The following is a 24,806-nucleotide window of genomic DNA, read 5'->3' on the forward strand; positions in this document are numbered from 1 at the left end:
TGGTTGCTGCAAGGCTCAACTCAATAGGGCTGTTGCCCTCCATCGTAAATTTCCATAGGTTCGATGAGGAGGTACTTTCGTGGTTCAGAATTGGAAACGCTGGAACACAGCAGCCCGCAAGTGGCTGTGGATTCTGGTTGTTCTTGGCGTTGCAGCGGCCCTGCCGGTAGGTTATGACCGACTGCAAACAGAATCAACATCAAAGAATGTAGAGCTGGTGTTTGATTATCGGGATTTGTTGGATGTCGCGGCGTATCAATCCAAGCCGCAGGATTTTTTATCCGAGCAGCTGGATCGCCTGAAAGAAGCCGGCGTAATCAGTATGGCGCTTTATGAAAGCACGCTGGACGAGCTGGTGAAATCGCGGCGAATATCGGTATATGACGGGCAGCAGGTCGCCGATCTGACAGGCACGACGGTCTCCCCGAACGAGAATTTTACGTATGTTTCATTCCTGAACGAGGAAAGCGCGACTTTAATTAAACCCATTATCGAAGAAACCTACACGAGATTGGGTATTCCGGTAAGTTCCTGGCAGTTCGATCGTGGAGTGGATGGGTTGGTGCTGGAAACTCCGCGTTCCAACGCGGTGATTAAGCCGCTGTCTCCAGATCCTATTACCATAAGCATGCTGCGAGAGAAGGGCTTTAATATTGTGCCGCGTCTGTCGGACAGTCTTCCGTATGACCAGGCCTATATGGAGAAGCTGATGGCGTACTTCGCGGACAACGGCGTAAAACGAATTCTGTTTGAAGGTGACTCCGCAAGAGGCTTCAACGATGATGCAGACATGAAAAGCTTGGATTCCTTTGGCGAGCTTTTGAACCAGCATGGTATCGGCCTTGTGGCGATTGAGAATATCAAGCGTCCGCAAAAAGGATTTACGAAGCTTGCCTATCTAACAGATTACAATGTAACCCGTATTTATTCCTTAAGCGAGCGGGATGCTAATCTGGAACCTGAGGTTATTGGGGAGCGTTTTGCTCTGGCTTCCAAAGACCGTAACATTCGAATGTTCTATTTAAACGCGGAGCCGAGCCGGGATATGACCAAAGCGTCCGTTACCCACCCGCTGGATAATCTGATTGACAGTTTGACAGGTTCCGGTCAGGCCATTAAACAGATCGAGGACAATGGTTTCACCATGGGTCCTGCAGAGCCGTTTAAGGTGACCGACTCTTCCTTGCAGCGTTACTTCAAGCTTGGGGCTGTCGTGGGAGCTGTAGCTCTGATTTCGCTCATGATCTCCTATTACATTCCGTTCCTTACAATTGCCGCTTTCCTGATTGGGCTTTTGGGCAGTGCGGGATTGTATGTCCTGAAGCCGACATTGCTTGAACAGGCCTTGGCTTTATTTGCCGCGATCAGTGCTCCAACGGTTGCCGTCATATTGGCCATCCGCAAAGTCAATGAAACGCAGCAAAGCATACCGGACATGAGTTCTGGCAGAAGAGTGACCCATTCGATCGTATTGCTGATCAAAACCTCGATTCTGTCGCTTGCGGCTGTACCGATCGTTGTCGCGTTATTGAACAATGTGACGTACATGCTCGTTCTGGATCAGTTCCGAGGCGTAAGCTTGCTGGCAGCGGCTCCGATCGGGCTTATTGCGATCTACGTGGTTCTGTACCGCGGTGGATCGACTTATAGCTCAATCCTGAAATTGCTTAAAGCACCGATCTCACTGACATGGGTTATCGCAGCCGGTATTGTGGCTATCGTCGGTTGGTACTATCTCACCCGTACAGGTAATGCAGGTTCTGTGTCTTCGATCGAAATGACATTCCGTACATTCCTGGAAAATACGTTTGGCGTACGTCCGCGCAACAAAGAAATTTTGCTAGCCCATCCGATGATGGTACTCGGCGTGTTCCTGTCATTTAAATACCGTCATGCCGTTTATCTGCTTATTATCGGGGTTATGGGGCAGCTGTCGATGGTCGGAACATTCACGCATATTCACACGCCACTCTATATTTCGGCCATTCGCGTCGTACTGGGTCTTGGACTCGGCCTGATTATTGGATTGATCGCGATATTGGTATGGCAAGTGGCAGAAAGGATCTGGAAACGATGGTCTCCACTTCTAAGACAATAGTCATTTCCGGATATTACGGATTTAAAAATAGCGGTGACGAAGCGGTCCTAAAATCGATTCTGACCGCGCTGGAGCAAGAAAGCAAGGCAACGGGGATTGTGATCAATCCCGTTGTTCTTTCCATTGATCCCGAATGGACCTCAGCGGTTTATGGGGTAAAGTCTGTACACCGGATGAAGCTGGGGGAGGTTCGTCAGGCAATCAAGGACAGCGACGGCTTGATCAGCGGCGGAGGAAGCCTGCTGCAGGATGCCACCAGCCCGAAGACGATCCCGTATTACCTGGGCGTTCTCAAGATCGCGCAGTGGCTTGGTAAACCGACCTTTATTTATGCGCAGGGCGTAGGTCCGGTCAACCGTAAGCTGTTTTATCCAATGATTCGCTCGATCTTCCGTAAATGCACCTACATCTCGGTGCGTGACATTCAATCAGGCGAACTGCTCCAATCGATGGGGATATCAGAGGAAGCCATTCACGTTGTGCCGGATCCGGTGATGGGCTTGCCGCTGCCGGAAGGCGGGGATGTTCATATTGATTCTAACCCGGGATCGGCGCTTGAAGAGAACGATGTTGCATCAGTTTCTTCTATAGAAGATCATCGTGAATCATCCGAAGAACCTTTAGCTGGGTCTTCGTTATCCAAACGCGAGACAGAAGGGGAAGGTTCTCTGCCGGTCATTGGGATTTCGGTTCGATATTGGCATTCGGAACGCAAAGAGTTGAAAGCTGTTGCGGAAGGTTTAAAGGCATTGGCCGCACAACGTCCGGTACATCTTCGTTTTCTCCCTTTTCATCAGCCGGATGATCTTGAGGCTTCGCAGTTTATTGCTAGTGGCATTGGCGATATTTCCAAAAATGGTTCTAAAGTCAGTTTTTATCGTGATGAGAAGCAGCCGCAGGACATGCTGCGAGAGGTTAGCCGTTGTGATATGATATTGGGCATGCGTCTGCATAGCCTGATCTATGCTGCGAATCAGCGCGTGCCGTTGCTCGGAATTTCCTATGATCCGAAAATCAATCACTTTTTGAAGCGGCTTGGCAGCGAACCTGTAGGAAGCAGTGAATCCCTTGACGCAGATACGTTAAAGGATCAAATGCTGAAGCTGCTGGACGATGCAGCGGCATGGAAGGCGGAGCACGGCGAGCAGATTACCGTATTGAAACAAGAGGCTGCTATGCCTGCACGCCACATTGCCCAATATTTACGCCATAGAGGATGATAAACATGAAACAGACCTATCCATTTCCTACCGTATCGGTGTTCGAGATTCCTTTTTCCAAGCTTAGTATGAAAGATACGGTGAGATTCCTGACAGAGGCTGTTCAGTCAAGGCAGCCCCACCATGTCATAACGGCGAATCCGATCATGGTGATGACGGCCGTCAACCATCCGGAATATAAACAGATGATGCAAAGTGCCGAAATTATCGTTCCGGATGGGACGGGGATCGTCTGGGCTGCCAGTGTGGGCGGCGAACCGCTGGAGGGGCGTGTTACCGGCTTTGAGCTGTTACATGAATTGTTGAAGGTCGGGGAAACCTATAGATGGAAGTTCTTTCTGCTGGGAACCACTGCCGAAGTGATTCAGGAAGCTGCCGAAAGGTTACAAATGCAATATCCGGCTGCGATTATATGCGGCTACCGGGACGGTTTTTTTGGACCTGATGAAGATGCCGACGTGATCGAGCAGATTCGGGCAGCTTCACCGGATATTTTGTTTGTCGCCCGTGGTGCGGACAACCAAGAGCCTTGGATTGCGCAGCATAAACAAGCCCTTCAAGTTCCGGTTGTTATGGGAGTCGGGGGATCTTTCGATATTATCTCTGGCAAACTGAAGCGGGCACCGAAAGTATTCCAAAAGCTGCGTCTCGAGTGGTTTTACCGCCTTCTGAAGGAGCCCACCCGTTACAAAAGAATGCTTGCGCTGCCGAAATTCGTAGTGAAAGTGCTGCGCGAGAAAGAAAACGTAACGAAATCGAGCTAAATGGCTCATTTCTGTGAGGGAAATCCGGGATTTCACCGGAAATTGGTATTGGTTTTTGGACCCGAAGGGAGTATAATTCAACCGGTAGATAATATTGGGGGTCGAATGATTACATGTTAATGATATACATCATCGGGTTTATCGTATCGCTGACGCTCGCCCTGCTCTTAACGCCGCTTGTGAAGAAGTTTGCCGTTAAGATTGGTGCCGTTGACGTTCCAAATGCCCGCAAGGTTCATACCCGGATCATGCCCCGACTCGGGGGACTCGGCATCTATCTGGCTTTTATTCTTGGACTGATTGCAGTTCTTCCTTTTCTTCCGGATAGCCTGTCGCCTCGCGATGCCAACTTTATGAAGGCATTTCTGATCGGCGGTTCCATGATCGTATTGATCGGAGCCTTGGATGATCGTTTTGAACTTTCGGCCAAAGTGAAGTTTTTGGCGCAAATTGCAGCTGCTTGCGTAGTTGTATTCGGATTTAATATTACCGTGGACTTTGTAAATATACCGTTCCAGGACCGATACTCCATGCTGGAGAGCTGGGTATCGATTCCACTGACAATCTTCTGGATTGTCGGCGTAACCAACGCGATTAATCTCATTGACGGACTCGATGGACTTGCAGCTGGTGTATCGGGCATTGCAATCGGCACGATTCTGGTCATGGCCGTCTTGATGGGCAACACCACCGTTGCCTTGCTATGTCTGCTGCTGCTCGGCAGCATTATCGGGTTCCTGTTCTTCAACTTCCATCCGGCCAAGATTTTTATGGGGGATACGGGCTCGCTATTCCTTGGATTCTGTTTGGCCATGCTGTCTCTGCTTGGATTTAAACAGATTGCGATTGTATCCTTTATTACGCCGCTGATCATTATCGGCGTTCCGCTGTCTGATACGTTTTTCGCAATCATTCGCCGCAAAATCCAGAAGAAACCGATTTTTGCTCCGGACAAGGGGCATCTGCATCACTGTCTGCGCGAGCTTGGATTCAGTCACCGTCAGACGGTGTTGATCATTTATGTCATTGCCGCGTTTTTCGGCGTACTGGCCGTCATTCAATCTTCGGCTGCCATGTATGAAGCGAACTGGGTAACCTTTGTCGTCATCTGCGTCATGATGTGTTTTATGCAGATCGGTGCGGAAATCATCGGACTGGTCGGCAAGACCAAACGGCCGATTCTGGGTCTAATCAACCGGATGCGAATGAAGGCAAATCCCGAAAGCCGCACCAAATAGAACTTATTCTTTTTCATCATGTGTCCGGATCGGACATGCCAGCCTCACCCAAAAAGGGTGAGGCTTTTTTGTGATTTTTTCTAAATAATTGAATGTCTGGGACCGATATATGAACTATGCGCTAGAACCAATCTGTCAGTGAAAGTGAGGGGACCCAGTGAACGACGTAACACCCAAAACGGACGCCAACGTCCGAATGATCAAGGAGGCACAACCGTTGAAGAAAAATTTCCGTACAATAGCAAGCCTGTTATTGGCCATTGCTATGTTCTTTTCCCTTATTCCGGCATTACCGGCTTCAGCTGCAAATGGAGCCTTGTTTTTTCACTTTTCCAATCTAAGTACGGATCCGAATTCTCCAACGCCGGAGAACCGGAGCTCCATTACGGTTTCGGGTACCTACAATGGCATTAACCCGAATACCATCTCGTATGAGATTAAACGCTTCGATGACACGACCACGGGCGGCACTGGCGTCAAGCCGATCCTGGACGAAGCAGCGAATACGTTCCAATTTCTGAATGTGCAGCTGAACCAGGGTGTAAACAAAATCATCGTGTCCGGTATGAGCACGCAAGGTCAGCAGATGAGTGCCACGGCTTATGTGAAGTTTTCCGATGTACCGGCTGTTTATGAAGTAGCGCTCAGTGATGGACGCGTTCTGGAAGAGAATGCCTCCAAGCCGGTTGTCGTTACTACGCAGACCATCAGCATTTCCGTCAAAGCGACGAATGGATCCAAGGGTGTTACCGTCAATGGGCAGAATATGTATGCCGGCGGCGGCGATACGTATTACTCCGCAGGGATCCTGCTGCAGAAGGGTGTCAACGATCTGGTGATCGTCGTGAACTCCGAATCGAAATCCCAGACCATCAATAGACAGGTCGTTTATCATCCGACAGGTTCCATAACTGTCAATCAACTGAAGATTGGCGGCACAAATATTGATGGACAGGCGGTTGTAACCGGTACGGTTAACGGCGTCATCTCCGGTTATGTGATCGTGGATGCTCCTCCGGCTGGTACCCCAGCGGTTCCCCCGATTCTTGAAGTATCCGTATTTCCGGTAGGATCCACTAATCCGATCACGACCTCGCCGGCAACCGTAGGTGCGGCAAGCTTGCTGGGCAATACCTTGATGTATCCTTTTACAACGACCGGCGCTACCAGCATCACTCAGAGTGGGGATTATTTTGTACTCACTAAGGATGCTACTACGGGCTTTGATGTGAAGAATTCTTTTACTTACCGCGATGTCAGTGCGCCTACCATTAAGCAGGTGTACCAATTGTACGGCGTAACGGAGAGCGGGGGAACGGTATCGGCTACCTCCCAATCCATTTTCCCAAGCGGTAATGATACCGTCCTGAATGAACTGCCGATCTATCTAATGGTCGATCAAGTCAACGCAGGCAATGTGGAGATTGAATCCAGCAAGGGCGGCGGCACGATCGCCCAGAAGTTTACCTACAACGGCCACACGGTTTTCAAAATCACGAACCTGCCGACAGGTCAGCAAAATCTGATCATCAAGGTCAGCAATGGATCGGGCGTTTCCGATACCAAAGTCATCCCGGTGACGTTCTTGTCTTCTTCTTATATTGATATTTTCAATTTGTACAACAACCAGGTATTTAAGAACAGCTCAGAATTCAACCAAGTGACAGGACGCATTGTCAACTACACAGGGACTACAGGACTTACGATTTCCCTGAACGGTAACACTCGCGATCTGAACGTGAACGGTAACGGGGAATTCAGCTTTACGGATACGACGTTCTTGCAGCTGATTCCAGGTCCGAATACGTTGGTGGTCGCCGACAAGAGCGGGAAAATCTCGACGAAGCTGACCCTGCTTTATTTTAGCGATACCCGTTCAGTTATCAAAAACATGATCCCATTCCCGGTTGGCTCCGCAACGGAATCCGATCCGGACGGATTGTTCAGAGAAACGGCTGAGAATGCTTATAACACATATGAAAAAGCTTTGGGTCTGCGCTTTGAAGTGGAATACACGGATGAGATTACGGTGAACCTCAGTCATCCGACGCCAACCATCTTTGCAGTCTTTACCAAAAACAACGCAGGAACCTGGACTCTCTCGGGTGGTGCCCTGAAGACCCAATTGGATCCCATTAATCCGGCAGAGTACGACCGGTACTTTACCATTGTCAATGGCGCAAACTCCAGCTCGGCTCGCGTGGTGTTCAAAGAGCTCGCACTACCAGAGGTTGGTTTGCAGGCCATCAGCATCGGTTCGCGTTATCAGTCGGTTACAACAACCGATACTATCGAAATCACGCGCGAACGTGCACCTTACCAAGTGCTGTCTCCGAAACTGCCGAACGAAGGCGTGCTGAAACAGAACTTTGTAGAGGTAAGCATCAAGGCTGAAGGAGCTGACTCCATTCTGATTGGCAAAACGCCAATGGTGAAATCTGAAATCAGCGATATTTTCCGCCTTGAAGTCAAGAACCTGAAAAACGGTAAAAACACAATCAAGTTCACGATCGAACAAGGCACCAAAAAGACAAGCGGGCAATTCGTTGTAACTTACACAGATGATGCTACAGAAGGATCTCAGTTTAAAACCAATATTTCGAAGTCAGGCAAAGTGTCCGTATTTAAAGGCGGCGTATCGCTGTCCTTGCCGAAAGGTACCGTACTTCAACAGGCTAAATCAAGTCCTACCGCAGAAGTACCTACGATCAACCTTCTTGGCGAGCATGACATTCTGTTCGGCATTGCCAACCAGATCGATGGACGGACCATTAAAGCCTATAACCGGATCGGTGAAATCGAGAACGGCGTGGAAATGGACGGACGCCTGTCCCTGATTCCAGGGGATAATAACAATGCGTTCCGGTTCACCCCGGCTGCCCATTTCGGATATTCATCACCACTCTACTGGCTGGATGCAGGTTCGCTTAATGCCTACAGCAGCAACATAGAGGACTTTAATGTAAAGGCAGCAGCGCATCCTTACGCGAAAGGCAACGAATTTCATCAACGGTTGATTCCGCAGAATTGGATGGAGCTGTCTCAAAAGGGTACAATTACCTTGGAATATGATTCAGCACTGGTGAATTCGGCTTCAAGCAACTTGGGCATTTGGTGGTATAACCCGTCCCAAGGAACTTGGACCAACATCGGCGGGAAAGTAGACGCCAAGAAGAAAACTGTTACGGCTCCATTCAAGGGGTTTGGTTATTACGCAGTTAAATCCTTACGTTATAGCTACTCTGATGCGATTTCGCATAAGACGGCCCGCAACGATATTGAATTGATGCTGGCCAGAGGATATATGAAGGCATCCAAGACAGATGCATTCGGCGTGTATGATCCAATGACTCGCGGTGAATTAGCTACTATTATAGTGAAGCTGCTGGATATTCCGTTGGATTACGATACGGATAAAAACAAGCTCACTTTTGATGACATTTATCAGGAAAGTGTAGTCAACAGCATGCAGTGGGATTACCGTTACATCGAGACGGCTGCCAGAAAAGGAATTATTCGTGGCATTGCGCCACGGAGCTTTGCTCCTAATATGGAACTGACTCGCGAAGAAGCGGCCAACATGATTGCACGCGCACTGAACCTGAAGATGGGGGAAATCGAAAAAGATAAAGCAGCGCTTCAGAAGCAGTTTGAAGATGTAGGCAATATCAAGTCGAATTACTCTTATCCAGCCATTCTTGCGGTAAGCAAAGCCGGTATTCTAACCGGTGTAGCGAACAGCTTGAAAGAAGGAGAGAAAAAACCAACCTACAACTTTAACCCGGATGCAGTGCTGAATCGTGCAGATACAGCAACTGTCGTTAAACGCATGATGAGCAAGCTCAAAATGCTGTAAGAAACATGAATAAGCAAGGACTTGCATGACAAAAGGAACGAGAGCAGATGCCCAATTTCTAATGGCAGTGCTCTCGTTTTTTCATGCGCGGTTTATAATGAATAAGGTTATTAATGGCATAATTAGCAAGATCTTATGGGTATTATCAGAGGCCAGGAAACCGTTTACCAATATCTATTGTTTTGTAATTTCATGTAGAATACGCTACAATAGCGGAAGCACATACTATTTTTAGAGGGTGAAGATGAATTTATGAAGCCGATATTATCAAAAGCGCAGCTCGACTACATGAAGGCGAAGACCAAGTTCGAGGAAAAAGCCAAAGTGATGGAGAAGAAGATTGAGCTGGCTCGTGCCGCTCATGATGAGATAACTCAGGAAGTCATGGAGGGACTCGTTGTTGAGACAGGCTTTCATGATTCATTTAACGAAATGACAGCGGCTGAGAATGCGTTGATCCAATGGTCACATACTACAATTAAACATGATAAGACATATCGTACGAATAAAACGGAGATCGATCAGATGTACAGCACGCTGCACAGCAATCCAGAGATGCGTGCGCGAATTATCCAGCTTGCTATGAAGATTCGCTAGTATTCTACAAAGGCGCCCAGAGGGCGTCTTTTTTTGTTGTCGTAATATGTAAAAGAGGGGTTGTTATAGGATACGAGTTAACTTCTAAAATTTTTTTTAAAAAAACTTTGCAACTACCGCAACTTTTTGGAAAATCAAACGTTTATAATGTAGAGCCCAACGAGGTAACCAAGATTATCCGATGCAAGAAGATTGTCTATTAATTAGAAAAATGTTCTTTACGGTGTTGGGGACTCGTTGTATAATACCTAGGTAGGATTAGGAATCTATTCTAGTTTGTAGTGTTCTCTCGTTAACAAGATTCTGTGATATCGTCACAGACATCATTTATGATTTATGCTCAACTCGAGAAAGGAGGTGCAGGACAAATGAGTGATAAGAGCTACCAAATTAAAGAAAACAATCAAGTGATGATTCAAGGAGGAGAAAAAAAGGTTATGAAGAAAATTTTATCCGTAGCACTGTCTACAGCAATGGCATTCTCCATGTTTGCTTCTGTTGCATTCGGTGACGATGCGCTTAACACACAACAGAAATTTGATGTACTGAAAGAAAAAGGGATCTTCACTGGTTACCCAGACGGAACTGCTGGTCTTGAAAAAGACATGACTCGTGCTGAGTTTGCAAAAGTTCTGGTTGGCATCATGGGTCTCGAGCCAATCCAAGGCAAAGCATCTTTCAAAGACAAAAACTACAAGGCTAGCAAATGGCCAGCTCCTTATGTAGAAGCAGTTTACGCTGCTGGTCTGATGGAAGGTAAAAACACAACGAAAATGATCTTCGACTTCAACGGTAAAATCACCGTTCAAGAAATGGCGAAGGTTCTCGTTACTGCACAAAAACTCGAAATTCCAACAGAAACTAACAACAACGCTTCTGACTGGGCTAAAGGTTATGTTCAAGCGGCAATCAACGCTGGTTTGGTAGACGCTAAAGCTAACCCTAAAGCGAACGCTTCCCGTTCCCAACTGGTTGACGTTGCTTACTCCATCTACCTTTCTCAACAAAAACCAAAAGTGGTTTCTTACGAAGTGAAAGAAGATGGCAAAGTAGTTGAATTCAAACTTGCTAACAACGAAGTTGTTAAAGTAACTTTGGAAACTGCTTTGAAAGCAAACACAGCTACAGAAGTTAAATTTACACATAACAACTACGAGTACACTGAAAGTGTAACTTGGGTTGTAACTGCAGCTACTAAGATCGAATCTGTATCTGCTTCCAACTACAAAGAAGTTACAGTTAAATTCGATGGTGAAGTTGAAGCTAAAACTGCAGAGAACGAAGATAACTACAAAGTTACTGGTGTGACTTTCGAATCTGCTAAATTGTCCGCAGACAAGCGCAGTGTATCTTTGTTGGTTGCTCAAGAGTCGGCTAACCTTCCAGAGCAAAAAGACGCTAAGTTTGAAATTAATGGCGTTAAAAACTCTGACGGTTCCAAAACTTTTAAAGAAACTGTAACATTAAGAGCGGTTGATACTCAACTTCCAGAAGTAACTGAAGTTGTAGGTCTCGGAACAAAAGCATTCAAAGTAGTGTTCTCCGAGCCTGTTCAATCTACAACTGCTTCTAACATCTCCAACTACAAAATCGACGGTAAGGCAGTATCCGGTTGGGTGAAATTCACTTACCCTAACATTGCCTTCATCACTACTGATCTTGCTGTAGGCGAGCATACTTTGAACGTTCAAGGCGTAACTGACTTTGCTAAATTCAAAGTTAGCCCAACAGATGTTAAGTTCACAGTAGCTGAAGATAAAACAGCTCCAGAAGTGGTATCCGTTAAAACGAAAGATCTGACTAAAGTTGAAGTTGAATTCAACGAGTCCGTGAAATCGGTTGACAAGGCTTACCATACATCCGCTGGCAAAACTGCTGACAAAGTAGAAATTAAAGACAACGTTGTTGTTTTGACTTTCAGCACTGACAGCAAAAAACTGAGCCTGGGTGAAAACACTATTTACCTTGAAGGCGTAAGAGATTACAGCGACAACTCTGCAAACCGTGAAGCTAAAGTTACACCAGTACTTGATACTGAGCGTCCAACTGTTTCCGATGTAAAAGTAGATGTTGAAAACAACACTACAATCTTCACTTTGGAGTTCTCCGAAGATGTAAACTTGACTGATATCCAAAACCGTGACAACTTCGTCCTGAAAAATTCTAAAGGTGAAGTTGTGACTGAGAAAGGTTTCAATAGCGGTAAACCTGTTACTGTACCAACATTCGAAACCAAAAACGGTAAAACATACAAAAATCGTGTAGTTGTTAAGTCCATTGGTACTCTTGCAGCAGGCAAGTACACTTTGGATGTTGCTAACATTCGCGATACTGCTTCCATCGGAAATACAATGTTGCCACAAACTCTCTCTGTTGATGTAACTAACACATCTGCACTTAAACTTGTGAGAGCGTGGGTTGATTCTGATTCCGACAATGACGATCTGTACATTGATGTTCAATTTAACAGAGCTGTTGCAGTTGATGGAAACGGCGATGCATTGGAAATCAACAAATACGGATATGTTACAGGTAATGTTTACAAAGCATTCCCTACTAAAAACGCTCCAAAACCATCATTGAGAAATGCTGAAACAGTTCGTTTGACTATTCCTAAGAAAGACTTCGCGAACTGGGCTACTGAATTGGATAAAGCAGACTTGCGCGTAGTCAACGTTGCAGATCTTAACGGTAACTATTTGACAGATTCGACAATTGCAATTGGTCAAGGCGTACAAATCCCTGTGAAATCTGTTAAAGCAACTGCACTTGATAAAGTGAAAGTTGAATTTAACGGTAACATTACTTCGGTTGTTTCGAGCGACTTCACTTTCGCTGGTAACATCAAAGGTACTGCAGGTGAGCCTAAGTTTGATAACGGTGTGACAACTGTTGAATTCACTTTGGATAGCAAATTGAATGCAACAAATCTGGGTCTCTTGACAACTGTTGAGAAACCTCAAACTTCTGATAATCTCGGTCACAAAATCGAGGCGCTCACAGTTGCAAGCAATAAAGCAATCGAAGACGGTATCGCACCAGAAGCAGTTGAAGCTACTACGGTTACAGGTGCAACTTATGTAGACATTGAATTCAATGAAGAAGTTGCTGTATACTACACTCCAGATGCGTTTAAAGTGTATGTTGACGGCGACTCAGTTACTGTAACAGGTGCTACAAAAGTTAGCGCGAAAGTTGTTCGTGTACAACTTGAAAAACCATACAACCCTACTGTTGGCGGTCAAGTTTCCGTTGCAAAAGGTAAATATATCGTCGATACAAACAATAACGCTGCAGACGCTATTTACAAAGAAATTATCAAGAAGTAATTTATTTGTTCAAAAGAACTGTCCGGAATCATTTCCGGGCAGTTTTTTATTACATACGTTAAAGGAGAAATGAATATCATGAAAAGCTCTTACAAAATGGGACTCGGTGTATTAATTGTAGGAAGCAGTATTCTTGTTGGTTCGTTTCTAAATTTCCAAGTAACCGGCGCCGGCACCACCCCAGGCACCACCGACGATCCAGTCGTCACCAAAAGCTACGTAGACCAACAAATCCAGCAAGCACTAGGGACTACCAACCCAACGAATCCTACGCAGCCATCCCAAGGTGCTGAAGAAGTCAAGAACGTTGCGCTGAAGCCAGGCAAGATTCTGATTGCCGATGCAGGAACGGAGTTCATCGTGCGTTCCGGAAACGCTGTGATCTACACAGAAGTCGCTAGCGGCGTTGCAGATCTGACGGACGGTAAAGACCTGTTAAACGGCGAAACAGCGCCTAAGAACCATCTGCTTTCCTTCCCACGTGAAGGTCGCGGCATCCAGGTGAAAGAAGGACAGACAAGTAATTTGATTGTCATGGTGCGCGGCGGCTACACCATTAAGTAATGATCGGCAACTAGGGTGCGTTAGACATTTGCTGATACCGCTTCATCCTAGAGTGGTCTGGCGAGGACTTTTGCCCGGCTTATTCCTCTTATAATTATTGCCAGTTGTGACAACGTTTTATACGTGTGAGTGCTTTGAAATCGACAAATAATACTTCTGTAAAAACCAATACAGGAGGTGTATGTTCATGGCACGCAGCAGTCGTAACCGTCAAGTTGTACCGGAGAGTCGTGAAATGCTGAAGCAAATGAAATACGAAATTGCAGCAGAGTTTGGATTACCTGTAGGTTATGGTAGCGGTTCCAATGGAGCCGATACGGAATTTGGTTCCGAGTTAGGAACCATCGGAGGTGGGTCTTCCAGCCGTCGTCCTGGATGGGGACATCTAACATCCCGTGAGAACGGATCTGTTGGTGGAGAGATCACTAAACGGTTGGTTCGAAACGCTGAACAAAGTCTCTTCGGTAGACTGTAGTCGTTTTTCAGTTACAAGTGGAACTTATTCTTGATTAAAATGATTGAAAAACCCAAGAAAATCCTTGAAAAACAGCTTACTTACTGGATTGACACCTGGTAACAAATAAGTTAATATGCATGTTGAGGATTGTACATTTCAAACCTTTTCCTGTCGGAAAAGGTTCATTTTTTGTGTAGGACCTCTTGATATATCACATACTATTCATATGGGAGGTTGATCTCATGTCTTTAACAGGGCGACGTTTATTTACATCTGAGTCTGTAACTGAAGGACATCCGGATAAAATCTGTGACCAGATTTCTGATGCGGTACTCGATGCTTTTTTGGCTAACGATCCGAACGCACGCGTAGCTTGTGAAGTTTCCGTGGCGACTGGTCTTGTTTTGGTCATTGGTGAAATTAGCACTAAATCTGAATACGTGGATATTCCATCCATCGTACGCAATACCGTGAAGGAAATCGGGTATACCCGTGCAAAATACGGTTTTGATTCTAATACATGTGCGGTGTTGACATCGCTGAATGAGCAATCTGCCGATATTGCACAGGGGGTAAACGCTGCACTGGAGAATCGTGATCCTTCCCAAGTGGACAAGGAAACTGAGAACATCGGTGCTGGGGACCAAGGTCTGATGTTTGGTTTTGCAACCAATGAGACCCCTGAACTGATGCCTCTTCCGATTGCATTGTCTCACCGTATCGCTCGTCGGTTGTCCGAGGTTCGTAAAGATGGTACGCTGGAATACCTGCGTCCGGACGGTAAAACCCAGGTAACGGTTGAGTATGATGGCAATACGCCAGTTCGCGTGGATACGATCGTAGTATCGACTCAACATGCCGAAGAAGCAACGCTGGAGCAAATCCAGAAGGATATTAAAGAACAAGTTATTCTTCCTGTCGTACCGGCTGAATTGCTGGACGCGGAAACTAAATATTTCATTAACCCTACCGGCCGTTTCGTAATCGGTGGTCCTCAAGGGGACGCTGGTCTGACAGGCCGCAAAATCATCGTGGACACCTATGGCGGCTACGCTCGTCATGGCGGCGGTGCATTTTCCGGTAAGGATCCTACAAAGGTTGACCGTTCCGCTGCTTACGCGGCTCGCTACGTGGCTAAAAACCTGGTTGCTGCAGGACTTGCGGACAAGTGCGAAATTCAATTGGCTTACGCTATTGGTGTCGCTAACCCAGTGTCGATTAGTGTAGATACTTACGGAACAGGTAAAGTGAGCGAAGAGAAGCTGGTTGAGCTTGTGCGTAACAACTTCGACCTGCGTCCGGCTGGAATCATTCGCATGCTGGATCTTCGTCGTCCGATCTACAAACAAACCGCTGCTTACGGACATTTTGGTCGTACAGATCTCGATCTTCCTTGGGAGCGCGTAGACAAAGCGGAAGCGTTGAAAGAACAAGCTGGCGTAAACTAAGGTAATTTTAAGATATGTTGCAGATATAAAATTTAGGCATGTGCTGATTTAATTTTTCTTCTGAAAAAAATCGGTGCATGCCTTTTTTCTGTTTCTCTCTTTCTAATTATGAGTAGAGATGTAACTCAATTGAACCTGAGAATATGACAAAAATGAAATAATTTAAAAAGCTGGCATCCACAATAGGTATCAGCTTTCTTAATGAATAAATGGTAATATAGGAATAAACTTTATGACAAACTAGTTACTTTTACACGATAATATAGTAACATAGGATTGAATTACATAGACTCTCAAAAAATGCCGGTACAAATTGTACAAGACTTAGTGTACGATACGCAAAAGCGTTTTTTTATAACAAAATCGTAACTTTTCCTAAAAAATGAAGTCTATTAATTAGAGACTTTATATGTTCGGCATCTGTGTCGAACGAGAGATGGGAGAGTTACGATTACATGGTTAGTCAGGGGAAAACACTGAAGTCTACAACATCTGGTGTAGGCAAGAAATGGTTGATTATTACATTGGCAGGAGTCATCTGGGTGGGTCCTGTGCTGAGCAGCGGAATACCAGTGATAGGGAATCTATCAACATCCTCGGTAGCTTATGCGGCATCAACATCGGCTAAGAAGCTCGGTGAGGAAATCATTACTTCCGGTGCGGTTTTGATGAAATATCAGTATATCAACAGTGCTGGCGCAAAATCGCTGGCGAATGTCATTCGGGTGGATCTGAACAACAAATATGTGAAATTGGACGTCATGACTGGCCAAGGAAATCAATTTACAACGAGACAAAGCACGGGCGGAATGGCGAAGGAGAACGGCGCGGTAGCTGCTATTAATGGTGACTTTTTTAATACCGGCAGCGAAGGGGCTCCGATGGGTGCTCAGATATCAAACGGTCAGCTGATGTCAACCCCCTCGGAACTTAAAGGCATGTATGCTTTTGGAGTAACGAACGATGGAACGCCAATTCTGGATGAGTTTGCTTTCTCGGGGAGCATTACAGCTGAGAATGGGGCCTCATTCCCGCTCGCGGGTATGAACAAAACATCCTATGCGCCAGAGGGCACCGGATCAACGTATAGCCATGCGAATGCAGCTTATATTTACACAAGCGCATGGAAGGCTGTTGAGCGTCCTAAGAACAGCTCGACAACGCCAACGGAGGTTATGGTAACGGATGGCGTCATAACCGATATTTCAGTAATGGCAGGATTGCCAACAGCGATACCGGAGGGAAGCTACATCTTACGAACCCATGGTGCTGCGGCAGAGTTCGTGAAACAAAATCTGGCAGTTGGACAGAGGCTGGAAGCCGATTATGCTTTGGTGTCCAAAAAATCAGGTAAAGAACTGGACCCATCTACACTCCAAATGATGATTGGAGGCCATACCATTCTGGTGGATAACGGCAAGGCGGCGTCATTCTCTCGAAACGTGAATTCGATTGGAGGGAGCAGGGCACGTACAGCCGTAGGCTACTCCAAAGACGGACGTTACGCGTACCTGATCGCTACGGAGAGCAACGATAACAGCAAAGGCATGACACTGCAGCAGCTTCAGGATTTCATGACGAAGATTGGAGTATGGAAGGGAATGAACCTCGACGGCGGCGGATCAACAACGATGGTCAACCGTCCGTTAGCCGAGATGAATACCCAGCTGACCTTCAACACGGAGTACGGTACCACGCAGCGCAGCATTGTTAACGCACTCGGCGTGTTCTCCACAGCACCTCAGGGCAGCTTGAAGGGCTTGAAAGTAAGCGGCAGCAACACGCTTCTGATCGGGCAAATCGGCACGTATGAACTGAAGGGCTACGATACCTACTATAATCCAATGGAAGCTGGTTCGATTAAACCGACTTGGAAGTCCAGCAATGGCAACCTAGCGGTCAACGGACAAAGCATTAAAGCGACGAAGCCGGGCACCTCAACACTGACGGCAGTAAGCGGCAGTACAAAAGCTACGATGCAAGTCAAGGTGCTGGGCGCGGATGATCTTGTTGCTTTGACTACCGGCGTATCAAGTGCACCGCTGCAGGCTGGAACGAGCGTTTCCGTGCCGGTGACGGCCGTAACGGGCAGCGGCCAGAGTTTGGAGGTTCCGAGCAGTGCGCTGAAATGGGAGTTTATCGGATTTAAAGGCAGCGTGAAAGACGGCCGATTGACCGTATCCTCCGTGAACAGCAATTCGAAAGTCGGTTATGCCATCGCGCGCTATGACGGCTTTAGCACGGTCGTTATTTTATCGGCAGCGGGCGAGAGCACGTGGGAGAACTTCGAGAATGTGAATTACCCGGTGAAGTTCACGACCAATGTGCCGGCAGTTACCGGGACTGCAGCGATCAAAAATGGCAGCGGAGCAAAAGCATCATCTAAAGTCTTGAACTTGACCTATGATATGACAGGCGGATTAGGGCAAAAAATGTACGCTTACGCCGAGTTGAATGGCACGACAGGTAAAACGATTCCTGCGCAGGCTACGGCCATGACGATTGATGTGGAGGGAGATAACAGCCTGAACTGGCTGCGCGCTGAACTCCAAGACAATAACGGGAAAACCGTTTACGTCGACTTGGCAAAAGCAATGGATTGGAGCGGTTGGAAAACACTGAGCATCGATCTCAGCGGATATAACATTGCATTCCCGGCACAGATGAAGCGGCTGTATGTGGTAAACGTGGAAGAAGGCCAGGACGAGCGTGCATTGACAGGAGCTGTATCTTTTGATGATATCCGTTTCACAATGCCGTCTCTATCAGGGAATGAAGGACTTCCAACAGGCAAAGCGGTCATGACCATTGGGCAAAAATCGCTGATGCTGAATGGTTCGAAAGTGGCAATCGATTCGGCGCCAATCTTGAAAAATGGAACGACCTACGTTCCGATTAAGCACGTGCTCGACGCGTTCGGCGGGCAAGCAACCTGGAACCAATCCGCTCAGCGGGTAGGCGTCCTGAGGGGCGGTATGCTCATGGAACTGACGGTTGGCAAGAAAGAATTCATTCTAAACGGTAAGCGCAGTTCGGCGGCTGTAGCACCTATGGTTCAAGGTGGTAGGACTTTGGTCCCTCTTCGTCTCGTTTCCGAGCAATTAGGCCTTAAAGTAAAATGGGACAAGAACACGAAGACCGTTACGATCGAATCATGATATGGTATGATATGTATATGAAACGTTAGAAATGGAGTAGAGTGCGTGGATTATCAAGCCGATGCCATCGACCGTGTCATAAAAAATGCCATCAAAGTGATGGAGGACAGCAAATACCAAATGTTCGAAATATTGGAGGCGTCGCGGCAGGAGCTCGCGTCTCTCAATCATGAACTGCAGCGGACATTAAAAGAAACGACGGAAACCTTAGAGAAGGTAGACCAGCTAGAGCTGAACTACCGCCGTTCCCGGATCCGGCTGACCGAGGTCAGCCGGGATTTTGTCCGGTACAAGGAAGAGGACATCAAGCAGGCGTATGAGAAAGCGACGCAGCTTCAGCTTGACCTCATGATCTACCGGGAGAAGGAAATGTATCTGAAGGCAAGACGAGATGAGCTGCAGAAGCGGGTTCGTAATGTCGAGAACTCCGTGGAGCGTGCAGAATCGATCGGATCTCAGATGGGCGTGGTATTGGAATACTTGTCCGGAGAGCTGGGGCAGGTATCCCGAATCATCGAATCTGCGAAAAACAGACAGGTCATTGGTCTCAAAATTATTTTGGCGCAAGAAGAGGAACGGAAACGCATTTCCAGAGAGATTCATGATGGACCTGCACAATTGCTGGCGAATCTGGTTCTTAGGACGGAAATTGTAGAAAGAATGCTCGCAAAGCAGGAATTTAAGATGGTGCAGGACGAAATAGTAGATTTGAAGGGCCAGGTTCGATCGAGCTTGGAGGAAATGCGAAAAGTCATTTTTAATCTGCGTCCAATGGCACTCGATGATCTAGGATTAATCCCCACACTGCGTAAATACGTGCATGATTATGAAGAGAAATCGAAAATCCGCACGATCTTCGAGACACGGGGAAAAGAGCATCGTCTCTCTTCTGCGATGGAGGCTGCCATCTACCGGTTGGTGCAGGAAGCACTTTCGAATGCTGCAAAACATGCTTACCCGACTTATGTGCTTGTTGAAATCACGTACCAGGCGCAATTGGTCAAAATCGTTGTACAGGACAATGGCCTGGGATTCAATGTCGATTTGCTGGAGCAGAAAAGCAAGGACCACTTTGGGTTAATTGGCATGCGGGAGAGGGTTGAGCTGCTCGAAGGGAGAATGGAGATCGATTCCGCTGAGAATCAAGGAACCAAGATCGTGATTCATATCCCGACGAACGTAGAAAAGAGAAAGGAGTAATCGGATGGAACATTTGGAAAAAGAGAACACGATTATAAAAGTATTATTAGCGGATGACCACCAGCTGTTTAGGGAGGGTCTGAAGCGTATACTGAATATGGAGGACGACATTGACGTAATCGGTGAATGCGGCGATGGAATTCAAGTACTTGAGTTCTGTAATGAAGTGAAGCCGGATATCGTGCTGATGGATATCAACATGCCTACCGAAAATGGCGTTCAAGCAACTGAGAAACTACGTGAAATGTTTCCTGAAATCAAAGTTATCATTCTGTCGATTCATGACGATGAAAGTTATGTGTTTGAAACGCTCCGTAAGGGAGCGAACGGTTACCTCCTGAAGGATATGGAAGCCGAGTCACTGATTAATGCGATTCGTTCGGTACATGAGGGATATGCATTTATCCATCCGAAAGTTACGGGTAAGCTCATTCAACAGCTCCGCCGGATGACTTATGTAAACGAAGCAGGCGCTATGGCTGAGAGCGGTTCGCGTGAGGCTGGAGTCAAGTTTGTGGCAGGCGAGAATAACCCATTGACAAGGCGCGAAGCGGAAGTGCTTAGACTAATGGCTGAAGGCAAGAGCAACAAGATGATAGGGGAGTACCTGTTCATTAGTGAAAAAACTGTAAAAAACCACGTCAGCAGCATTTTGCAGAAGATGGAAGTGGACGACCGTACGCAAGCGGTTATCAACTCGATCAAATATGGCTGGGTGACGTTGTAATCGCCGATCCGAATGCACGGACGCGTCTTACATAGGGAGGGAACTGCCAAGGGCGGTTCCTTTTTGTTATGATTATAGAGTTTATAAATTTTCAGCGAAGCTGAACAAACTCCATAATCGCAAGAAAACATAATTCGAAACGCTGTCTGTCTTTCGTGAAAGGAAACCGATGATGCTCTTCTTAAGATATCAGCACGTATAAACTACGAAGTGGGTTTTATCCATGTCGCAATAAAACATATTTCAAAAGGCGATCAGTCTTTTGTGAAGGTACGCCCCGATAGATGTTCTTCTTATGGTGTTTGAGCCGTTCCCATTAAGTTCCGTGTGGGCCCTGGTTACATCACTGTCACCGTCCCCTCCCGATCAGCATATATTGTTGATAAGAGAAGGAGGTGAGTCTCATGGTTGCCCAATTGCTGTGGATACTCGCGGTGTACGGGATTGCTGTTATTCTGGTTCATATCGTGCATGCCCGTCATCTCAGAAGAGCCGGTGAAGGTACGGGGCGGCGCAGGCATTACGTGCTGATCACGTCCAACCATGAGCGGCAGGTGGAATGGCATTTGAGAGCCCTTTCATGGTATGCCCTGCTAAGCGGGACGCGCGTGCGTGTCACCGTCCTTGATGATCAGTCGTACGATGATACACTGAAAATTGTCCAGAGATTGACTCATTTGTCTGGAATTGAATTGGTATATGGGACTTGGAAGTTCGATGATTCGGCATCACGGGAAAAGGATGCAGATCAGAATGAAGAAGAAGTGATACGGATCGATCTAAGAAACCCGATGGAGGCTGTTCGGATTCCATATGTACAGGGATAAACATCTGCAAGTTGTTTTGGTTACCAGGATCGTATTCATATTGTTAAAGGTGTGAGGCACACTCCTAGCGTAAGCGAGGGGTGTGTTTTTTGCATTTCTGGGGAGTAGGGCAGCTTTCCAATATCCAAATGTGTTTGTTCTTGTTTTGTCTACAGCTGAACCACCTACAGTCGACTCCGAGCTTGGTTCCGTCTAATTCCCCATCTTTTGCAGTGGTACTTGTACCCGCCCAGTTGATGTGGGAATAAGCCAGCAAGAGTGGTTATGACAGGTTTCAACATAGGACTCCGTGAGAAGGATCTATTTCGTAGTGTAGTGGTCTCAGCATGGAGTTGGTAAGTTGTAGATATAAAATCTTGGAACATGTGCCTAATAACGTACCACAGCTTATATGTCTCGAAATTGGAGTTGATGTCATGCGGATTGCCATATATGCCATTCGAACATTAGAGAAATGGAAGTGTTGTCTCTCGCTGGAAATGCAGGTGGATTTTCAATGGTGGTGTGGAGTGAACAGATGGACGGATGAGAACGAGCGCGCTTGCTCATTGGTGCTGTTATCAACACAGGTTCCCCTAGGATGGGCCGTAGTCATTCAAGAGAGATTCCGATCCAACCATGACATGGATCAGTGGGGGAAATCGGATTGGCAAAAGTATTTGTACCAGAGCTTAAGTCCGTTTTTACTCGAAGAGCCTGAAGGAAGCAGATCGCAATGGAGTGTTTTGTTGACGGAGATTCAGCTGTTGGACGGATCGTATATAAATTCCTTTATCGAAAAGAGGAACGTGGTAGAGGGTTGGGCTTTGTCGATGCAGCAGGCAGAGCTGCTGATTCAGTGCATGGCAGGACGAGCCCTGCTTGCCGGCGAGGTCGAGGCCTTGTTGGCGGAGGTCGCCGGGGACACCGGCGACTGGCGCTCTGCGGCTCAGCTTGGCGTCCTGCTGGGCCGCCTGCGATTGGAAGCGGGGCTGGCAAAGCCTGCCCCGCGGGGTGCGCCCGGCTGGCTCCGCCGCCGGGCCATGGCCCCTCGCTGCCGACGATGCGGCAGCGAGGCCCGAAGCCGCACGGCATGCGCCGCGTGCGGCTCGGCGGCTTGCGTCTATTGCGAGGCCTGCCTCGCGATGGGGCGCAGCCGCGCCTGTGCCCTGCTGCTGCATGGCGCAGCAGGATCGGCCGTGCGGGGCACGGCCGGGGGTTCCCCCACCGAGGCCTTGGGCCGGTGGGGGCTTAGCGCAGCGCAGAGCGCCGCCGCTGGCGCTGCGCTGCGGTTTTTGGCGGAGCCGCCCGCAGGGGGCTCCGCGGGGCCCGCCCGGTTTCTCATCTGGGCGGTGACCGGTGCCGGAAAGACCGAAATGATCTTTCCGCTGCTGCAGTCTATTCTGGATGCGGGTGGGCGCGTGCTGGTTGCCGCGCCAAGACGGGACGTGGTGCTGGAGCTGGCACCACGTTTATCTAAAGCTTTTCCCGAGGAGACGGTGGTCACGTTATACGGGGGAAGTCCGGATCGATGGAAGCGGGGGACCATCACATTGGCAACAACGCATCAGCTGCTGCGTTTCAAGAGAGCTTTTGACCTGGTCGTGATCGACGAGATTGATGCATTCCCTTATCATAATGATCCGATGCTGGATTACGCGGCCAAAGGCGCTTGCAAAATAGGAGGTAAGTATATCTACCTGTCAGCCACTCCGCCAACGCCGTTACAGCGTGAGGCAGCTGCAGGCCGATTGCCACATGCCAAAGTCCCCGCACGCTTCCATGGTCATCCGTTACCCGTACCACAAAAGCTGAAAATTTTGACGGTAAACCGCTATCTACAGGAAAAAAAGCTTCCCCCACTCTTGGTTCGTAGTCTAGGCACATCTCTTTCCCGTGGTGCTCAAGTGTTCCTGTTCGTTTCCCGCATCAAGCATATTGATCCTATTCTGGAGCTGCTTCGCAAGGCCATTGCCAATATGCCGATTGAAGGGACTTCATCCATCGATCCGGAAAGGGCAAGCAAAGTGATGTCCTTTCGTAACCGTGAGATTCGCTTGCTCGTGACAACGACCATACTCGAGCGCGGGGTAACGGTTCCTAAGAGTGACGTGTTCATTTTGGATGCAGACAGTGAGCTTTTTGATGAAGCTGCATTAATTCAAATGGCTGGCCGCGCGGGTCGATCCAAGGATGATCCGGCAGGACGAGTGGTATTTGCTGCACTTCAATGGACTCGGAGCCAAAGCTCGGCAGTCCGGCAAATCAAAGCGATGAACAGAATCGCGCGTAAAGGCGGGTATTTACGGCTCAGTTCAGGAATTGTTGAATGAATAGTGATGACATAACAGTGTTTTGTAGTCTTATTTTCCGGTTGAGTGTTGTTCTTTAATCTACCTCTCTGAGAAAGGAAGGAGCATATTTGATATCAAAGGTCTTTAGCCATCTGCTCGGGCATATGCATCGTTTGCTTAAACCGATTGACGAAACCTGCCTCACTTGTGGAAAAACAGGTTCATTCACCCGGGAACTTCCGGGAATATGCCATGCCTGTTATCGGAATATCCCATGGATCATGAAACCCAAATGTCTACGATGCGGGCGGGGGATTGGCTGTCCCGACTGTATTCGATCAGGCATGAACGAGCGGTGCTTTATTTTGAATCGGAGTGCGGTTAACTATGATGTGCAGATGAGAGAGTGGTTGGCCCAGTACAAATATAGGGGGAATGAGCGTTATGCTCCACTTTTGATAGAAATGATGCTACGGGCATACGCAATGCTTCATCGGGAAGCGAACATCCATTTACGCAATAAGGGGTCGCACAATTCTAGCAACACACCATGGAGTGTACATGTCGTCACTTCGGTTCCGGTCAGTGAGGAAAGACTTCAGGAAAGGGGGTTCAATCAAGCAGAGGTGCTCGCACAGGGGCTTGCGCATAGAATTAAGGTGCCTTGTGTTCGGCTGCTGGAACGTAACCGTCACACGGATAAACAGAGTTTTAAGAGCCGGATGGACCGGCTGAAGGATATGGATGGTGTTTTTGGTGCGTTGCAGGCTGTACCCGATGTGCTGAGGTCTATAAGTAGGCAGGCCGCAGAGCATACTCGTTCCCAAGTGGAGACATCGCCAATTAAAGGACCATTCCGTATACTTTTGATTGATGATATCTACACAACCGGGAGTACGATTAAGGCTTGTTCTCAGGTTTTGCGGAGATATGAATCCATTGTGGAAATGCACATCGAGATCTATAGTTTAACCTGGGCTCGTTCGTAAATGATTAAAATAGGAAAAATGTGTGGATTCTGTTACCGAATGATAGACGTATGGCCTAAGA

The 24,806-nt window shown here is 47.5% G+C and carries 16 protein-coding genes; all 16 read left to right on the plus strand.

Annotation, left to right across the window (positions count from 1 at the left end):
• Positions 1-79: 79 nt before the first annotated feature.
• The 16 genes from OHJ21_RS30280 to OHJ21_RS30355 all read left to right on the plus strand — a co-directional run bounded on the left by OHJ21_RS30280 (position 80) and on the right by OHJ21_RS30355 (position 24,745).
• The gene (locus OHJ21_RS30280; protein WP_100540946.1) at positions 80-2,098 is read left to right on the plus strand and encodes a DUF5693 family protein; all 2,019 of its coding nucleotides are present in this window, start codon (positions 80-82) and stop codon (positions 2,096-2,098) included.
• Positions 2,074-3,318 (plus strand): polysaccharide pyruvyl transferase CsaB, encoded by a 1,245-nt coding sequence (gene csaB / locus OHJ21_RS30285; RefSeq protein ID WP_100540945.1) that lies wholly within the window; start codon positions 2,074-2,076, stop codon positions 3,316-3,318. Before OHJ21_RS30280 ends, csaB begins: the two co-directional genes overlap by 25 nt.
• Positions 3,319-3,323: 5 nt before the next feature.
• Positions 3,324-4,082, plus strand: a complete 759-nt coding sequence (locus tag OHJ21_RS30290) for a WecB/TagA/CpsF family glycosyltransferase (RefSeq protein ID WP_486022044.1) — start codon at positions 3,324-3,326, stop codon at positions 4,080-4,082.
• Between the two features lie 113 nt (positions 4,083-4,195).
• Positions 4,196-5,320: a glycosyltransferase family 4 protein gene (locus tag OHJ21_RS30295; RefSeq protein WP_071219817.1), complete on the plus strand. Its 1,125-nt coding sequence runs from the start codon at positions 4,196-4,198 to the stop codon at positions 5,318-5,320.
• A 217-nt stretch (positions 5,321-5,537) separates the two neighbouring features.
• Complete coding sequence (locus OHJ21_RS30300; protein WP_486022046.1) at positions 5,538-9,176, plus strand: S-layer homology domain-containing protein; 3,639 nt, start codon at positions 5,538-5,540, stop codon at positions 9,174-9,176.
• A gap of 252 nt (positions 9,177-9,428) precedes the next feature.
• On the plus strand, positions 9,429-9,773 hold the full coding sequence (locus tag OHJ21_RS30305; protein WP_100540942.1) for a hypothetical protein: 345 nt from the start codon (positions 9,429-9,431) through the stop codon (positions 9,771-9,773).
• A gap of 368 nt (positions 9,774-10,141) precedes the next feature.
• Positions 10,142-13,102 carry an Ig-like domain-containing domain gene (locus tag OHJ21_RS30310; RefSeq protein ID WP_100540941.1) on the plus strand — a complete coding sequence of 987 codons (2,961 nt, stop codon included), beginning with the start codon at positions 10,142-10,144 and terminating at the stop codon, positions 13,100-13,102.
• 78 nt (positions 13,103-13,180) lie between these two features.
• Complete coding sequence (locus OHJ21_RS30315; protein ID WP_100540940.1) at positions 13,181-13,666, plus strand: hypothetical protein; 486 nt, start codon at positions 13,181-13,183, stop codon at positions 13,664-13,666.
• Between the two features lie 187 nt (positions 13,667-13,853).
• Entirely contained in the window at positions 13,854-14,141 is a 288-nt protein-coding gene (locus tag OHJ21_RS30320; protein ID WP_100540939.1) for an alpha/beta-type small acid-soluble spore protein, read from the plus strand.
• Between the two features lie 224 nt (positions 14,142-14,365).
• A complete protein-coding gene (metK, locus tag OHJ21_RS30325) occupies positions 14,366-15,571 on the plus strand; it encodes a methionine adenosyltransferase (RefSeq protein ID WP_100540938.1) in 1,206 nt (401 codons plus the stop codon).
• A gap of 455 nt (positions 15,572-16,026) precedes the next feature.
• Positions 16,027-18,729: a phosphodiester glycosidase family protein gene (locus tag OHJ21_RS30330; RefSeq protein WP_100540937.1), complete on the plus strand. Its 2,703-nt coding sequence runs from the start codon at positions 16,027-16,029 to the stop codon at positions 18,727-18,729.
• Between the two features lie 45 nt (positions 18,730-18,774).
• Positions 18,775-19,929, plus strand: coding sequence for a sensor histidine kinase (locus OHJ21_RS30335; RefSeq protein ID WP_009594214.1), 1,155 nt, complete (start codon positions 18,775-18,777; stop codon positions 19,927-19,929).
• A 4-nt stretch (positions 19,930-19,933) separates the two neighbouring features.
• Positions 19,934-20,656: a response regulator gene (locus tag OHJ21_RS30340; protein ID WP_071219809.1), complete on the plus strand. Its 723-nt coding sequence runs from the start codon at positions 19,934-19,936 to the stop codon at positions 20,654-20,656.
• Positions 20,657-21,060: 404 nt separating this feature from the next.
• Complete coding sequence (locus OHJ21_RS30345; RefSeq protein ID WP_100540936.1) at positions 21,061-21,483, plus strand: hypothetical protein; 423 nt, start codon at positions 21,061-21,063, stop codon at positions 21,481-21,483.
• 416 nt (positions 21,484-21,899) lie between these two features.
• Positions 21,900-23,795, plus strand: a complete 1,896-nt coding sequence (locus tag OHJ21_RS30350) for an ATP-dependent helicase ComFA (RefSeq protein ID WP_100540935.1) — start codon at positions 21,900-21,902, stop codon at positions 23,793-23,795.
• A 242-nt stretch (positions 23,796-24,037) separates the two neighbouring features.
• The gene (locus tag OHJ21_RS30355; protein ID WP_486022050.1) at positions 24,038-24,745 is read left to right on the plus strand and encodes a ComF family protein; all 708 of its coding nucleotides are present in this window, start codon (positions 24,038-24,040) and stop codon (positions 24,743-24,745) included.
• The last annotated feature ends 61 nt before the right edge of the window (positions 24,746-24,806 follow it).

The sequence above is a fragment of the Virgibacillus sp. LDC1 genome (genome assembly GCF_025792345.1).
GTDB classification, from domain to species: domain Bacteria; phylum Bacillota; class Bacilli; order Paenibacillales; family Paenibacillaceae; genus Paenibacillus_AQ; species Paenibacillus_AQ lautus.

Bases quoted from the DNA above. Each gene is read 5' to 3' on its own strand.
- csaB (WP_100540945.1), top strand. From the start codon at position 2,074: ATGGTCTCCACTTCTAAGACAATAGTCATTTCCGGATATTACGGATTT.
- OHJ21_RS30290 (WP_486022044.1), top strand. From the start codon at position 3,324: ATGAAACAGACCTATCCATTTCCTACCGTATCGGTGTTCGAGATTCCT.
- OHJ21_RS30295 (WP_071219817.1), top strand. From the start codon at position 4,196: ATGTTAATGATATACATCATCGGGTTTATCGTATCGCTGACGCTCGCC.
- OHJ21_RS30305 (WP_100540942.1), top strand. From the start codon at position 9,429: ATGAAGCCGATATTATCAAAAGCGCAGCTCGACTACATGAAGGCGAAG.
- OHJ21_RS30310 (WP_100540941.1), top strand. From the start codon at position 10,142: ATGAGTGATAAGAGCTACCAAATTAAAGAAAACAATCAAGTGATGATT.
- OHJ21_RS30315 (WP_100540940.1), top strand. From the start codon at position 13,181: ATGAAAAGCTCTTACAAAATGGGACTCGGTGTATTAATTGTAGGAAGC.
- OHJ21_RS30320 (WP_100540939.1), top strand. From the start codon at position 13,854: ATGGCACGCAGCAGTCGTAACCGTCAAGTTGTACCGGAGAGTCGTGAA.
- metK (WP_100540938.1), top strand. From the start codon at position 14,366: ATGTCTTTAACAGGGCGACGTTTATTTACATCTGAGTCTGTAACTGAA.
- OHJ21_RS30330 (WP_100540937.1), top strand. From the start codon at position 16,027: ATGGTTAGTCAGGGGAAAACACTGAAGTCTACAACATCTGGTGTAGGC.
- OHJ21_RS30340 (WP_071219809.1), top strand. From the start codon at position 19,934: ATGGAACATTTGGAAAAAGAGAACACGATTATAAAAGTATTATTAGCG.
- OHJ21_RS30345 (WP_100540936.1), top strand. From the start codon at position 21,061: ATGGTTGCCCAATTGCTGTGGATACTCGCGGTGTACGGGATTGCTGTT.
- OHJ21_RS30350 (WP_100540935.1), top strand. From the start codon at position 21,900: ATGCGGATTGCCATATATGCCATTCGAACATTAGAGAAATGGAAGTGT.
- OHJ21_RS30355 (WP_486022050.1), top strand. From the start codon at position 24,038: ATGAAACCCAAATGTCTACGATGCGGGCGGGGGATTGGCTGTCCCGAC.